General features: G+C 38.7%; 12 protein-coding genes. 11 read left to right on the forward strand and 1 reads right to left on the reverse strand.

Annotated features, from left to right (window positions below):
- Window positions 1–48: 48 nt before the first annotated feature.
- The 9 genes from AC1DNH_RS09010 to AC1DNH_RS09050 all read left to right on the forward strand — a co-directional run bounded on the left by AC1DNH_RS09010 (window position 49) and on the right by AC1DNH_RS09050 (window position 9,023).
- Window positions 49–2,985, forward strand: coding sequence for a glycoside hydrolase family 2 TIM barrel-domain containing protein (locus AC1DNH_RS09010; RefSeq protein WP_477625323.1), 2,937 nt, complete (start codon window positions 49–51; stop codon window positions 2,983–2,985).
- 320 nt (window positions 2,986–3,305) lie between these two features.
- A complete protein-coding gene (locus tag AC1DNH_RS09015) occupies window positions 3,306–4,271 on the forward strand; it encodes a hypothetical protein (protein WP_477583524.1) in 966 nt (321 codons plus the stop codon).
- A 10-nt stretch (window positions 4,272–4,281) separates the two neighbouring features.
- A complete protein-coding gene (locus AC1DNH_RS09020; RefSeq protein ID WP_477583526.1) occupies window positions 4,282–4,977 on the forward strand; it encodes a hypothetical protein in 696 nt (231 codons plus the stop codon).
- Between the two features lie 41 nt (window positions 4,978–5,018).
- Window positions 5,019–5,843 carry an NAD(P)H-binding protein gene (locus AC1DNH_RS09025; RefSeq protein ID WP_477583528.1) on the forward strand — a complete coding sequence of 275 codons (825 nt, stop codon included), beginning with the start codon at window positions 5,019–5,021 and terminating at the stop codon, window positions 5,841–5,843.
- The gene (locus AC1DNH_RS09030) at window positions 5,828–6,337 is read left to right on the forward strand and encodes an anthrone oxygenase family protein (RefSeq protein ID WP_477583530.1); all 510 of its coding nucleotides are present in this window, start codon (window positions 5,828–5,830) and stop codon (window positions 6,335–6,337) included. Before AC1DNH_RS09025 ends, AC1DNH_RS09030 begins: the two co-directional genes overlap by 16 nt.
- Window positions 6,338–6,534: 197 nt before the next feature.
- Window positions 6,535–7,098, forward strand: coding sequence for a dihydrofolate reductase family protein (locus AC1DNH_RS09035; protein ID WP_477625324.1), 564 nt, complete (start codon window positions 6,535–6,537; stop codon window positions 7,096–7,098).
- Window positions 7,099–7,101: 3 nt separating this feature from the next.
- Window positions 7,102–7,977 (forward strand): alpha/beta fold hydrolase, encoded by an 876-nt coding sequence (locus AC1DNH_RS09040; RefSeq protein ID WP_477583533.1) that lies wholly within the window; start codon window positions 7,102–7,104, stop codon window positions 7,975–7,977.
- Window positions 7,978–8,038: 61 nt separating this feature from the next.
- Window positions 8,039–8,494 carry a YybH family protein gene (locus tag AC1DNH_RS09045; protein ID WP_036669483.1) on the forward strand — a complete coding sequence of 152 codons (456 nt, stop codon included), beginning with the start codon at window positions 8,039–8,041 and terminating at the stop codon, window positions 8,492–8,494.
- A gap of 31 nt (window positions 8,495–8,525) precedes the next feature.
- Entirely contained in the window at window positions 8,526–9,023 is a 498-nt protein-coding gene (locus AC1DNH_RS09050; RefSeq protein WP_477611094.1) for a GNAT family N-acetyltransferase, read from the forward strand.
- On the opposite strand, the gene AC1DNH_RS09055 is transcribed toward AC1DNH_RS09050, so the two are convergent.
- Complete coding sequence (locus AC1DNH_RS09055) at window positions 9,013–10,068, reverse strand: AraC family transcriptional regulator (RefSeq protein WP_477625325.1); 1,056 nt, start codon at window positions 10,066–10,068, stop codon at window positions 9,013–9,015. The genes AC1DNH_RS09050 and AC1DNH_RS09055 overlap by 11 nt on opposite strands.
- Window positions 10,069–10,309: 241 nt before the next feature.
- Here AC1DNH_RS09055 and AC1DNH_RS09060 point away from each other — a divergent pair, with 241 nt between their 5' ends.
- Both AC1DNH_RS09060 and AC1DNH_RS09065 read left to right on the forward strand, forming a co-directional pair.
- Window positions 10,310–12,193 carry a mechanosensitive ion channel family protein gene (locus tag AC1DNH_RS09060; protein WP_477625326.1) on the forward strand — a complete coding sequence of 628 codons (1,884 nt, stop codon included), beginning with the start codon at window positions 10,310–10,312 and terminating at the stop codon, window positions 12,191–12,193.
- 821 nt (window positions 12,194–13,014) lie between these two features.
- A complete protein-coding gene (locus tag AC1DNH_RS09065; RefSeq protein ID WP_477581624.1) occupies window positions 13,015–16,146 on the forward strand; it encodes a SusC/RagA family TonB-linked outer membrane protein in 3,132 nt (1,043 codons plus the stop codon).
- Window positions 16,147–16,151: the final 5 nt, after the last annotated feature.

Below are 16,151 nucleotides of genomic sequence, written 5' to 3' on the forward strand. Positions count from 1 at the left end.
TAATTTACAAGATGAACATATCTCCACCAGTGATACCATTCCCCTACCATGAAAATTAACTTCAGATTATTTGCCTTCTTTTTATCTGTATTATTTACCTCCTATGGTTTTAGTCAAACCCCTGCTGCCTCTCCCAGGCTCAGTTTAAATTTTAATACCAACTGGGCATTTTTCCGGGGTGATGCACCTGGAGCAGAGGCCATAAAATACAACGATGAAAATTGGACCGCTGTAAGTATTCCACATACCATGCGCCTTGAGCCAAAGCATAATGGAGGCAATAATAACTATACCGGTATTGGCTGGTACCGCCGGTATTTCAAAATCGATAAAGCCAGCTTAGGGAAACGTATTACCTTAAATTTCGACGGGGTACAGAAAAACTGTGCGGTATTTTTAAACGGCGAAAAGCTGAAGGAGCATTTTGGTGGTTATCTGGCTTTTAATGTAGATATAAGCGATAAAGTAAGATATGGAACCAATAATGTACTGGCGGTACGTGTATCGAACCAGGATGATCCTTTAACCCCACCGGGAAAGGCGCAGGCTAAAATGGATTTCCTCTATTACGGTGGCATTTATCGCAGTGTAACGCTCCAGTTCAGTAATAAAATACATATATCAGATGCATTAGAGGCCAAGAAAATAGCGGGCGGTGGTTTATTTGTTTCCTTTCCAAAGGTAGATAAACAAAAGGCTGAGGTGAGCATCAAAACTCATGTGGTTAACCGCAGCAATAGCACCGCTAACCTTAAAGTGCTTACCATTATACAGGATAAAAACGGGCAAAAAATAGCCACTGTAAGTTCAGAAAGTTTATTAGCAGGCCATTCTGATCAGGAGTATGTACAAAAGCTTACGGTTTTAAAACCTAAACTATGGCATCCTGATCATCCTCACTTATATCAACTATTATCAAAAATATATGATGGTAAAACGCTAGTTGATCTAAAAGTTACCTCCATCGGCATTAGAACGATTTCTTTTGCTTCGGCGAATGGGAAAGCCGATGGTTTTTATCTAAATGGCGAAAAACTTTACCTACGTGGGGCCAATCGCCACCAAAGCTACCAGAACATCGGTGATGCCGCTTCTGAATCTATGCAGTGGCGTGATGCGATACAGCTCAAAAAAGGAGGGTTTAATTCAGTCAGGGCATCACATTACCCACAGTCTCCGGTATTTTTAGATGCATGCGATCAATTGGGCCTATTGGTAATCGAATGCGAACCAGGCTGGCAGTTCTTTAATAAAGATTCGGTATTTATCCAGCGAAGCTATGAGCAGGTACGGGAAATGATCAGACGGGACCGTAACCGGCCGTCGGTATTTTTGTGGGAAACATCGCTCAACGAATCACCAACACCCGATTATTGGGCAAAAGAAGTAGTGCGCATCGCTCACGAGGAAATGCCAAATAACCAGATGTTCACTGCCGATGATTTCTTTGCTAAAGGAAAAAAATATTACGATGTAAGTTATAAGGTAATCAACGAAGACGGCACCGACCCAATGCCTTCAATGCCATCGCTCACACGCGAATGGGGCGACACCTGGATTGCCGACCCCAAGAAGGAAAACGGCTTAAGGGCATCGCGGATGTACACCGCAAAAGGACTGATTGCCCAGTGTACACTGAGGCAGAATGCACTGAACGGAACGATGCTCGAAGAAGAAGGTGGTTATTGGGACCATGCCAAGTTAGACGCCAATAAGCGGATGGGAGGATATTTTCTCTGGAGCTTTAACGATTATACCCGGGGATCGGACCCACTTACCGCATTCAGCGGCGTGGTGGATATCGACCGCTATGAAAAGTTTGGTTACTACCAGTTAAAAGCGATGCAAGATGCCCGAAATCCGGTATATGGCCCAAATATTTTTATTGCCAGTTATAATAATAACCCCAGTATTGATTCTAATCTGATTATTTTTTCAAATTGCGATAAGGTAAGGCTTTACCGTAACAACCGCTTATTGGGTGAAATATCAAGGGCGCAAAATGCAAAAACATCGCCATTTGTTGCCGCTAAAGGCGGTAGCCCGTACTTTGAGTTTAAAACGAATGCTTATGAGCCAGGTATACTAAGGGCCGAAGGGATATTAGATGGTAAAATAACCTGTTCGCATGTGGTCAGAACTCCAGAACAGCCCGACCATTTAGAAATCGAAGTTGCTGACCGTGGGATCAGTCCTATAGCCGATGGCTCAGATATGATCCCAATTTACATTAAAGTGTGTGATCGGAATGGAACAGTGATCAGTAACAAAGAACAGCTACAGACTTACCCGATCAACTTAAGTGTTTCAGGAAAAGGGACATTGATAGGCGCAAATAAGACACGCTTAAAAATCTCCGATCAACAAACTGAAGGAGGTATCGGTTATGGCATCATCCGCACCAGCGAAAACGCAGGTAATATCAATATAACCGCTTCCTCACCTGGCCTTAAACCTGCAACCAAAACAGTAGTTGCTGTGCCTTACAAAGGAATTTACGCAGCTGATGGTGACCACATAAAATGGAAAAGTGAAGCAGAAACTGCCGATACGGTTACCGCAGACATAAAATCTGATCAATTGCCTCCAATCATTAAGCTAATGCCAAATATGTTCGGTTTTCATGAAGAGATAGGTACCTCGGAATTTGAGAAATTAATTGACGGTGATCCGAGAACAATCTGGACAGCATCAAGAGAGCTACTTCCCTTAACCATAAATATCGACCTGGGAAAATCTGTTACAGTGAAAGGCAACCGCATTATTTGGGGCAAAGACAGCGATTGGTATAACTATTCGCTTCAGTGTTCTGCTGATGGGATAAAATGGATTGATTTAATTACTCTGAGAAAAGTATCAGGACAGGATTATGCGCCCGTGTTTTTTGAAGGCAAAAATATCAGATACCTAAAAATTCAAATATCAGACGTTCAGCCTGAAAAAAGTAAAGTGGCTATCGGCGATCTTACCTTATATGGCTTTTAAGCTATGATAAAATTATTGCTTAAAGTTCTGCCGGCAGGACTTTAAGCAATAAATCCTATAAACTAAAAACAGCGGTTTATTTGAGTATAAAAACTCACCAAAACTAACCGCTACACCGATTAATCCTTCAAATCCACCAATTATCGGATTTTAAAGGTGGCCTTTCTTTACATTTCTCCTCAAAAAAATATTTTTTATCATTCCCTGCGTTCTGTCGCAACTCATCCTGCTTTTTGTCGTCTTTTAGCCATTCTATTTCTAGCCGGTAAGATAGTTTTGTAGAAAAAAGATACAAGATGTTTTCAAATACCTTTAAGGCGATGGCAGGCATACTAGTTTCGATTAGCTGCATGACCTACATACAATCGTGTCAAAAAGATAGTTTTTTGATCACCCTATCCAATAACATTTCGTTTAAGGAAAAATTATCGGAGTACCATATCTTTCAGGGGAAACCTTCAGAGCTGGTTCCAGAATCAACATTTAAAGTTTATGAACTTTCAACAGCCCTGTTTACAGATTATGCCGAAAAGCAGCGCCTCATTCAGTTACCTAAGGGTACAAAGTTGAGTCCTGCTGGCGATGGTTTGCCGAATTTTCCGGATGGGACAATCTTGGTAAAAACCTTTTATTATTACAAAAACAAGCAAAACCCTTTATTGGGAAAGAAAATCATAGAAACAAGGTTATTGATTAAACATCAAGATGTATGGAATGTAGCAACCTACAAATGGGATGATGGCCAGAATGATGCAATACTGATTACAACAGGTGCCGCAGAAAACATCACCTGGATAGACGAGCAGGGCATTACTAAAACTGTTAATTACCATATACCCAATAATACCGAATGTAACACCTGCCACCAATCGGCTGATATAAGCACACCTATTGGCCTAAAAATCCGCAATTTAAACAGAACGGTAACCAGAAACGGAGCTCCGATCAATCAGTTAACCCACTTGCAAAATGAGGGCTTGTTCGCAAATATTAACCCGTCATCATTTGGCCGTTTACCCAATTGGGAAGACCCAAGCCATACACTCGAAGAACGGGCCAGGGCTTACCTGGATGTTAACTGTGCCCATTGTCATAACGATGGCGGTAGTTGTAAAAGAATTGTGTTCAGACCAGCTTATGAAACACCATTTGATGAAACCTTTTTAAGAAACTATAAAAAGTCGATCATCATTGATATGGAGAAGAAGAGCATGCCAAAACTTGGAACAACGATTACACACACCGAAGGAATCGAATTATTGAAAGCATATCTCTCCACACTTTAAATCAAATTTTATGAACTATCGCAAGGCCATAGGCTGTATCAGCATACTTTCCGGCATTTTATCCGTAGCCTGTTTATGGATAGGGGCCATAGCAGTCAATTATAATTTCGAAGCATTTTCCGACCCAAAACTCATTCTGCAATATGCAGATCAGTTTAAAGCCGCTTATTGGTTTAATATTTTGGATATGTTCGGTTATTACCTCTTGTTGCTCCCGCTTGTTTTTTATCTCGATCAGCAATACAGATTCCGTACACCTTGGCTTTCACTCTTTACAAATAGCGGCCTGTGTTATGTGCTGATAGGTGCAATTGGTGCCGTTACGCTTGCTGTAGCCTGGCCACCGTTGATGCACGATTTTCTAAATGCTTCGGGCGATGAATCCAAAATTATTACCCTTGTCATTTCTGTTTTAACCACCATTGTAACCAAAGGGCTTTGGAATATACTGGAGGCCTTGTTTGCCTCTGTTTGGTTTATCGGGATAGGAAGGCTTTTATACGATGATCAAAAAGTGATCGGAATCATTGCTGTGGTTACCGGAATAGCAACACTGATAGATGCTATGGGAAATGTTTTCGAGCTAAAAGTACTGGCTGAGATTGGTCTAAATATTTATTTGCTTGGTTCAATTCTATTTGTACTCGGATTTGGGTACCAGCTTATCAAAAAAACAGGAACTCATGATATTGATCTGGAACGATAAATCATGATACGGATTATTAATGCTTAACTAAATATAAAAATATGGATAATACAACTTTAGTACTGGGTGGCACTGGTAAAACAGGCCGAAGAGTGATTGATAGACTTGCAAAGCTAGGCATTCCTATTAGAACTGGTTCAAGAAATATAGCACCCTTTTTTGATTGGTATAAAGAAGAAACCTGGGATGCTGCGCTATCAGGAATTGAAAAAGTATATATCACTTTTCAACCCGACATAGCTATTCCACAGGCACAACAGATTATACAATCATTTGTTCAAAAAGCTAAATATGCCGGAGTTCAAAAACTAGTCCTGCTATCGGGAAGGGGAGAACATGAAGCAGAATTATGTGAAAATTTGGTTATAAAATCGGGGCTAGATTGGACAATTGTAAGGGCAAGTTGGTTTATGCAGAACTTTAGTGAAGGCTTCTTGCTCGATTCGATATTAGCTAGCGAAATGATACTGCCAAAAATAAATGCCGATGAGCCTTTTGTAGATGCAGATGATATTGCCGATGTTGTTGTGGAAGCTTTAATGGATGATGCTCATTCGCATCAAATCTACTCGTTAACTGGCCCTACATTATTATCATTTGAAAAAGCTGTCTCTCTTATCGCCACCGCTATAAAAAAAGAAATCCAATATGCTGAAATCAGCATACACGATTATACAGATATGCTTAGAAGCTATGAACTATCGGAAGAGTTTATCTCGTTAATAAGCTATTTGTTTACCCAAGTGTTAGATGGTAGAAATGAGTTTATAACAAATGATGTTGAAACCGTTTTAAAGAGAAAACCAACATCGTTTCAAGAATACATTAATAAAACAATAAAAACAGGAATATGGAACCAACCATAAATGTATCAACAATGCAATGGGTGCAGATAGCTACAGTGTTATTAACTGGATTACTGGCTGGGCTTTTTTATGGCTATGATTGTTCGGTAATTAAAGGCTTAGGCAACCTCTCGGATAAAGCATATTTGCAATCGTTTCAATCCATTAGCAAGGAAATTATTAACCCTTATTTCTTTTTGAGCTTTATTGGAAGCATGATTGTATTGCCAATAAGTTGCTGGCTTTGTTATAAACATAATGATACCCTTTCTTTTTACTTTCTGCTGGTGGCTTTGCTTGTATATGCAATTGGCGTATTCGGCGTTACTGCATTCGGTAATGTGCCGCTCAATGAAATGCTCGAAAAAATTGATATTACAAACACGTCATCAGAAAACCTGAAAATTACAAGAGATATATTTGAAACCAACTGGAACAATCTCCATCATATTCGTACATATGCCTCAATACTTTCGTTCTTATTAAGCATAATAGCCTGTATAAAAACAACTTAATTCGGTTCTTTTGATACTTAAATTACACGACAACCTTTTGTAAGGTACTATTTTATCATTCGCAGATCTGAATAAAATTATTTCAGAAATCCAGCATACAAGAAAATTAATATCGTATTCTCTCCCTTTTTTGTCGTATTAAATACCAGATCGGGATGAACAGTCCTTTTAAATTTGATTAAATTAATCGATGTACCATGCGTAAACTTAAATTACAAATGCAACTGTCTCTTGATGGTTATTGTGCTGGCCCAAACCAAGAAATGGATTGGATGATTTGGGATTTTGATCAGCAATTAAAAAAGCATTTAAATGAATTAGCTGCCCCTGTTGATTGTATTTTGTTGGGAAGAAAATTGGCAGAGGGCTTTATTCCAACTTGGAAAGAACGGCTAGCTGACCCTGCAGGAGAAGATCCAGTGTTCGTAAAAAAAATGAACGATACGCACAAGGTTATTTTCTCAAATACGCTTACAAAATCAGTTTGGGAGAATACAACTCTTGCAACTAAAGATCTTAAAACTGAAATCAACAACTTGAAACAACAAGATGGCGGCGACATAATTATGTATGGGGGGCATAATTTTGCATCGAATGTGATTAGCGAAAATCTTATTGATGAGTATAACCTCTACATCCATCCAATTGCCATTGGAAATGGTTTGGCGCCGTTTCACAATAGAACGAGTTTAGAGCTCGTCCAATCGAAAACCTTTGCTTGTGGAATTACATTTATTCAATACAAATCAAAAGCAGTATAAGGTATGAAAGCTAAATTCAAAGTAGTGGTAAAAACCATCTTAACTGCTGTTTGTCTTTTCATTACAACGATAATAATGGCTCAACAATCTGTTTTACAAAAGCCCGATACAGCAGGCTATGCACCTGTAAACGGATTGAAAATGTATTATGAAGTTTATGGACAGGGTAAACCAATTGTTTTAATACATGGAGCCTATCAAACCATTGGCCTTTGCTGGAGTAGCTTAATTCCTGACTTATCAAAAACAAGGAAAGTGATTGCTGTAGAAATACAAGGTCACGGACATACAAAGGATATTGAAAGACCCTTTTCGTATAAATTATTGGCAAGTGATGTAATTGAGTTATTGCACTATTTAAAGATTGACAAAGCCGACATGATGGGCTTTAGCGTAGGCGGAACAGTAGCCATGCAGGTTGCTATACAGCAGCCTCAGTTAGTAAATAAACTAGTGATACTTTCTACTCCCTATCAATACACAGGATGGTTACCTGAAATGCGAACAATGCTAAAATCGTTGAAGCCTGATTTTTTGGACCAAACACCCTACAAAGCGGCACATGAAAGTAGCTATGCTAATGAACAAAAATGGCATGGCTTTGTAAGCAAATTTATAAAATTCGACACTGAAGACTTTGATTTGGGCGATGAAAATCTGAAAAATATTAAAGCACAAACACTGTTTGTATTTGGAGATAATGATGGTGTTGACTTAGTTCATAAAGCAAAGTTATATCAACTATGTGGTGGTAATGTATTCGCTGATATGGAAGGATTTCCAAAATCGCAATTGGCTATTCTACCAAACACAAGCCATGTGGGATTAATTATGCGAGCCCAAAAAATTGTCGAATTGGTTCAACCTTTTCTGAAATAAGGATTATGTTGAAAACAAATTTATACTGATGAAAACCTAAAATCACTTAAATATAAAAATCATGAAATCAATCTTTCCAGTAATGCTGAGTGCCTTATTGATGTTTTCAATCGGCTGCCAATCACAATCAAAAAAAAATGAAATGCTTGAAGAAGCAAAAGTTGCCATTGCAAAGAGCAACGCGATTTATCGTAGCTTATTCCTTAAAAATGACGGATCCATCTTAACCTGTTATGCAGAGGATGCGTGTATTATGCCTCCAAATTCTAAAACGATATGCGGTAAAGAAGAAATGGACAAATTTTTTAAGCATGCCTATGCGGCAGGAGTTCGCGGTGGCAGATTTATCCAAACGGAAATTCATAGTAGTGGCGAAGGCTATATTACAGAAGTAGGGCGTTTGGAGGCTCAGGATGGAAATGATAAAGTTATAGATGATGGAAAATATCTGGTACTTTGGAAAAAAACAAAAGATGGCTGGAAAATGTATCGAGATATGTTTAGTAGCAATCATTAGGTAAAATGTATAATGTTATTTTATAGTCTACATGATTAAATTAGTTCATTATGATATTCAATATCTTGATGAGTTTGTTAAATTTAAGAACAACCCAAGCATATTGAACAATAAATTAGATATGCCCTCTAATTCTTATACCAGAAATGATGGAATAGAATTGTTTCAAAAAAACCTAGATAAAATAACCGCCGAGAGGTTTCTTGTTTTTTATAATGGGAATTTTTGCGGGGATATTGGTATTACCCCAAAAGAGAATGTTTATAGATTTAATGCTAGAATTGGTTACTGGGTTGCCGAACCATTTTGGGGTAAGGGAATTACAACTGAAGCTATTAAATTGATGACCGATTATGCTTTTAAAACTTTTGATATCACAAGGATAGAAGCTGGCGTTTTTGAATATAATAAGGCATCTATGAAGGTATTAGAGAAGAATGGATATGCACTAGAATGCATTCATAAAAAGTCTGTTATTAAAAATAATAACGTGTATGACGAATATATTTGGGTTAAATTTAAAGCGTAATTTTGCTTTTGTAATCTGCAGGTGTGTTTCCACTCCATTGTTTAAAGGCTTTTCTGAAAGTGCTCGGATCGGTATAACCAAGCTTATAGGCAATTTCCGAAATAGACAGTTCATTATGTTTCAACAAAGCAGCTGCAAGCTCATACTTTACCAGATCACTGAGTGTTCTATAAGTTGTATTCTCGTCTTGTAATTTTCTTTGTAAAGTTCGGGGGGTAATATTTAAAAAGACAGCTATGTTTTCTAATTGAGGGAAGTCAAATTGATAATTATTCAAAATGGCTTCCTTTACTTTTGCACTAAACCTTACTCCTTCTGCTGCTTGTCTTAACCTTTCGTGGAGCATGTTTTCGATAACAGCATTTAGTTTTGGGTTATATCCCAAAATAGGAATTTCTAAATCTGCTTTGTTAAATACAATACAATTACAGGGCTGATTAAAACCTGGCCTGCATTTAAAGATCCTTTCATGTTCGGTAGTATCAGAAACTTTTGGGTATCTGTAAAATACCTTTACCGGGTATACCGTTTGGCCAGAAAGTACTTTTATGAAATTAAGGGTTGCCGCAAATGGGATATCTACACCATGCCTTGCCGTTTCCGGATCTATATCATTCCATAATTGAACAGGTTCATAATGAAGATGAATTTCATTATTCTTTTCTTCAAGGGCAAAATCATACAATGCTGTAAACGTCCGGGTAAAGTACACTGTTTTTTTGAAGGCAGAGAGTACATCCCTATCGCTTTGCTGTAAATGACCGGCCTGACCTATAATGGGAGGTGTTGCCTTTTCTCCTAAGTGGAGTCCCAGATTTTTGTCGGCAGAAATTTGAAGCATAGCATCCATAATGGCAATGTTTGCTTCAAGCGAAACTTTCATTTCTATCTTGCTCAGATCATCCCGATTAATGTTACCTGCACTACAAATGGTATTTACTTCTGCATCATTCCTTGCACTAAGTAATATTAAATTTCGCATTACCGGCATGGCAACCCAAAAAGTATTTATAGATGTACCATTTTGCTTGTAAAACCCTTCCATACTATTTAATCATCGTTCAATTATATAAATTTATGGCAATAAATACCCCACTCAGGTGCTTTTACATTATAGTATGGTAATAGACCATTCTTTTATTCTTATGCTATTAGCCCTTGGAGGAATCAATTCCGCAATAAACAAATATAAAAAATGTAACGGCTAAAGCGCAGCAACTATTGGCGATAAATGCCTGTATTTCTTCATTTTTTTGGCTATTTTCGCTAACCTAGCCTAAGATAACATGACGAAATTTTTTACATTATCTATTTTTCTGTTAAATGCTGCTGTATCTATTTACACTTTTGGACAGGACAGCACAACATTAAAATCAGACAGCCTAAAGAATGGAAAGCTAGAAAACGAATTCAATAAAGTAAATCAACTCTCTGCGGAGCGGCTTTCTGATTCACTTAAGCGAGCAGAACTAGAACAACGTGTAAGCGCACTGGGAACAACAGACAAATTGCAACGGGAAAGTTTAATGGCTGAATTAAAATCACTCAAAAAAAGAGATTCCATTCATCGTTTCCGTCAGATAAGTCAGATAGATTCTTTACGCAAGATTATCAAAGGTGTACCAGTTGTATTTAATGGCGATACACTCTATTTTATTTATGCCAAGCTGGGCAGTTTTAGTGCCACCGACAGGACAAAAGCTGTGGCTGACAGACTAGAAAGAGTTGGCGATGGCGCGAATTTTTCATCCGATTCACTTAAGCTTATCCCTGCCGAACAAACTACCGATTTGCTCTATGGTAACACCTTATTGCTTTCTATAACTGATCAGGATGCATTATGGGCCAGAAGCGACCGCGAGGTTTACACTTCAGAAATCAAAAAGCGAGTAGTAGCTGCTCTCGATAAATACGTTCACGATACCAGTTGGCAGGTATTATTGAGGGAAATTTTATTGACAATATTGGTTATTGCAGTGGTAATTGGTTTAATCTATCTTATTAACAGGCTCTTCAGAAAAATATCAACCAAATTTTTCTCTGCAGAAGGACGTTTTAAAGATGGTATAAAAATCAAAAACTATGAGTTATTAGATGTAAACCGTCAACTGGCTATAATTACGATACTCTTGAAAATCATTCGTTATGGGATTATTCTGGCAGTAATTTATCTGGCCTTTCCTGTGCTGTTTGGAATTTTCCCCTTTACGCGCGATCTCTCTGTTAACCTGTTGAATTATATCCTCAGTCCACTTAAAAGAATTGGCATTGCGGTATGGAACTATATTCCCAACCTGATGACTATACTGGTTCTTCTGGTGGTATTCAGATATGTGATCCGCTTTGTTAGGTTTATCAAAATGGAGATCGAACGGGGCAAACTCAATATACCAGGTTTTTATAAAGATTGGGCCAATCCTACCTATCAGATTATCCGTGTGTTAATTCTGGCTTTTATGCTTATTGTCATTTTTCCTTATCTCCCGGGATCTGATTCGGGTGTTTTTAAAGGGGTTTCGGTTTTCATGGGTGTTCTTTTTACTTTCGGATCAGCAGGTGCGCTTGGCAATGTTGTTGCTGGCCTGGTACTCACCTATATGCGGGCTTTTAGGATAGGCGATCGGGTAAAGATTGGAGAAGTTACAGGAGATATTATTGAAAAAACATTACTGGTTACCAGGGTACGCACTATTCAGAATGAGGTGGTTTCTATCCCGAACTCGACCGTGATGAATAACCATACGGTAAATTTTAGTATTGAAGCGCTTGAAAAGGGGCTCATCATCCATACCACAGTAACTATTGGTTATGATGTGCTCTGGAGGCAAGTGCACGAACTGCTCATTAATGCAGCCTTAGCAACAGAACTTGTTGATGCTGAACCGAAGCCATATGTGCTCCAAACCAGCCTTGACGATTATTATGTAAGCTATAGATTAAATGCCTTTACTAAATCGCCAAACCGGCAGGCCGTAATCTATTCTGCTTTGCATGCAAACATACAGGATCAGTTTAACCAGGCCGGAGTAGAAATTATGTCACCACATTATAAAGCGCTCAGAGATGGAAATGCCACCACCATTCCAGCAGATTACTTACCAAAAGATTATCAGGCACCATTATTTAGGACAGAAAATACCAATAACCCCAACGCACTACCAAAGAAATAAAACTTTATTGCCTCCGGGTATAATATATTATCGCCACAAAAAAAGTCCTATTATTTTGGCTTTTTTTGTTTACACTATAGCCAAAGCCCTCCTCATTTCCGAAAAGCAGACTTCTCACTTTGTTCTTAAAAAATTAAGAAATCGATAAAAAAGAAGAAGAAAAACAATTATTGGGATCAATATCGGCGTATCGGCATTTTTTTTGTAGCGAAACAAGTATGAAAAGGAATGATATAATCAGTGCGCTCTTAGGTATGTTGATTATGGCCATCACTTATTGGCTGCTGTTTTACAAGTTTTCTTCTCCTAAAGAGCGTAAAGAAATTAGAATATCCTCCTCAACACCACGATTAAAAAACTTAGAATAATTACTCCACACTGCTGTTTATTTAACAGCGTCTTTAATTTCATTTTAGACATGAATGGCTTTTTTTACAAAAACTATAAATTCTATAGTTTTTGTAGTCTTTTTGATAATTTTTTATATATTTGTCAAAATGATGTTAATTATATTAACGATAAATTAAATTACAATGCACCATTTACAATTTGTTTCCATGCGAATGTGCCTTTCCTGTTGTTGCTAATACAGCAGCGCTCCTCACCCCCATTCTTTTTTAAATAATTACTGGCCTAAGGCTAACTGCAGAAGTGTATCTTTTCTAAACAGCGTACAAAATGAGATAGTGTCTATCATAAAAAACAAAACCGACAGGGAAGCCCTGCCGGATATTATTCGATAACCAGCGTAACGCCAATCACTTCTGGTTATCAAGTGTTTTACTAACAATTCAAATCATTAAATAAAACTGTATAAATATATGGAAAAATCTATCCATAGAAAAAAAATAGCCACCAGGCTGATGGTATTTCTTGCAATTGCCATCTTTACCAAAAATGCAAGCGCACAGCAAAGTACCCCAATCATTAACTCAACGTTAATAGGATCAGTAAAAGATTCGATAACGAAACAGCCTATCGGCAATGTGGTTTTGGCCATAAAAGGAACTACACATGCCGTAACCAGCGCAGCCGATGGAAGCTTTTCGTTCCGTACCGGACAAAAATTCCCTTATACCCTCATAGTAAGTTTTATTGGTTATCAAACCAAAGAGATTGTGGTTGATGGAAGCCCGATTACCATTCTATTGGCAGAAAAAGCAAGTAGCCTGAACGATGTTGTTGTAATGGGGTATGGCAGCCAGAAAAAAAGCGACGTTACCGGATCGGTAGGCTCGGTTTCCAAAAACCTGTTGGCACAACCCGCTGCAAGTTTCGATAATATGCTACAAGGCGGTGTTTCTGGTATCGGCGTAACACAAAACTCGGGGCAACCGGGCGGTACAGCCACGGTGAGGATCAGGGGCGGTAATTCCATCTCATTTGGTAATGCGCCGCTCTACGTTATAGATGGTTTTATTGTATACAACAACAACGACAATGCTAACGTTGGTTCCATTGGCACCAGTTCAAACGCACTCTCCACCATTAATCCAAGCGATATCGAATCGGTAGAAGTACTAAAAGATGCATCAGCAACAGCCATTTACGGATCGAGAGGAGCCAATGGGGTAATTATCATCACCACAAAAAAAGGGAAAAAAGGTGTAAACAACGTAAATTATAATGCCTATTACGGTACGCAAACCGTAGCAAGAAAGCTCAATTTACTAAATGGAGCACAATGGGCAACCTTAATAAACGATGTAAATACAAGTGATGGTGTGCCGAAAACTTATAACGATGCACAAATAGCTACGTTTGGTTCAGGATCAGATTGGCAAGGTTCGGCTTTAAGTAACGCACCAATCTTTAATCAAGAGCTTTCTGTTTCAGGGGGAGATGAAAAATCGAGGTATTTAATTTCGGGCAATTACTTTAATCAGGACGGTGTAATATCAAATTCAGGATATAAAAGATATTCAGCAAGGATTAATTACGAGAAAGACATTTCAGAAAAATTTAAAGTTACAGTCAATTTTTTCGGCAGCAGATCTATAGAGAACAAGCTACCGGGCAGTGCATACAACAGCATTAACTTTAGCAATGCCTATGCAAGCTTAATCCTCACCAGCCCTATTGCCACAATTAAAAATGCCGACGGCAGCTATAATATCAGTAATCCACTAAATGCAGTGCCAACTAATCCCTTACAGGATATAGTGACCACTACAAACCAAAATACCCTCAACCGGATATTGGGCAACATTGCAGCCGAATATAAAATTTTAAAAGATCTAACACTTAAAGTTACGGCAGGGGTCGATATCCTGAACACCAATCAGCAATATTATGCCCCTTCTTTTACAGCCTCACCGGCAGGAGGATCTACAGGTTATGCTACCAAAGGCTATGCTGCCCTGGGCTCGGGCAATGCATTAAGCTGGCTGAACGAAAATACCCTTACCTATAACCATACTTTCGGAGATAAACACTTCCTCAATGCACTTGTGGGTTATTCTACGCAGTACGAAAATGGTAAATCTTTTACCACATCAGCGCAACAGTTTCCCAACGATTTAACCACGTTTGATAATTTATCTTATGCTGGTATTGCCAACCTGCCCAACTCAGCTGCCCACAGTTCGAGCCTTAACTCGGTTCTTGCACGTATTAACTATTCTTACCTGCACCGCTACAATATTACCTTATCCGAAAGGGCCGATGGTTCTTCCAAACTTGGTAAAGAAAATAAATGGGGATTCTTTTCTTCTGTAGGTGTTTCGTGGAATGTTAACGACGAAGAATTTTTTAAACCGCTCCAAAATATAGTTAACAGCCTGAAAATTCGCTTAAGTGCAGGCCAAACAGGCAATTCGGAAATACCGCCATACAGTTCGCTCTCTTCATTGTCGCCAACCAACTATTACCTTGGCGGGAAACTGGTTACTGGCATATCGCCCATACAAATTGCCAATCCGGACCTGAAATGGGAAACCACTACTCAGTATAATGCAGGTTTAGATTTGGGCTTTGTAAACAACCGGATAACCATTGCCTTTGATGCTTATTACAAAAAAACAACCGATTTATTGCTTAATGTGCCGCTCCCATTATACACCGGCTATGCAAGCGCGCTAAAAAATATCGGGAGTGTATCTAACCGTGGTATTGAGTTTTCTGTGAATAGCGAAAATATAAAAACACCCGCTTTTAACTGGAAAAGCACATTGATTTTTAGTGCCAATCGCAACAAGGTGCTAAGCCTGGGAGAAAATGTAAAAAGCTTTTTCCCCGTTGCGCCAACAGGACAGGTGTCGCCCGTAATTGTACAGGTTGGCTTGCCGGTTGGTACTTTTTGGGGTTATAATACGAACGGACTTTTAAAAACGGCCGATCTTACTAATGGCACACCACTGTTGGGAGGTGTACCGCAGCAGGCTGGCGATACAAAATATGTAGATAGCAACCAGGATGGTATTATTACCACTGCCGATAAACATAACCTGGGTAGTGCACAGCCAAAGTTTACAGGCAGTTTAAACAATACTTTTAATTACAAGGGAATAGATCTGTCGATATTTTTCCAGGGTTCTTATGGCAACAAGGTATTTAACTTGCTTCAGCAAAGTTTAGAGCGCCCTACCCTTACCCAAAACGCATCGGCAACATTGTTAGACCGTTGGACACCACAACACCAGGATGCGACTGTTGCACGCGCCACCAACTCGCCGGTACCACAGGTAACCGACCGCCTAATTGAAGATGCCTCATACCTAAAGCTTAAAAACGTTTCATTGGGCTACACCTTTAAAACAGAATGGGCAAATAAAATCAAGTTTAAAAATTTAAGATTTTATGTGTCCGTTCAAAATCTGTTCACCGTTACAAAATACACTGGCCTGGATCCTGAGGTAAATTTTTACGACAATGACAATACCAAACAGGGAATCGATTTTGGAACATACCCGGCCACCAGAACCTTTTTGGCTGGCTTATCCATTACTTTATAAAATTA

Source organism: Pedobacter sp. 01N310 (assembly GCF_056399805.1).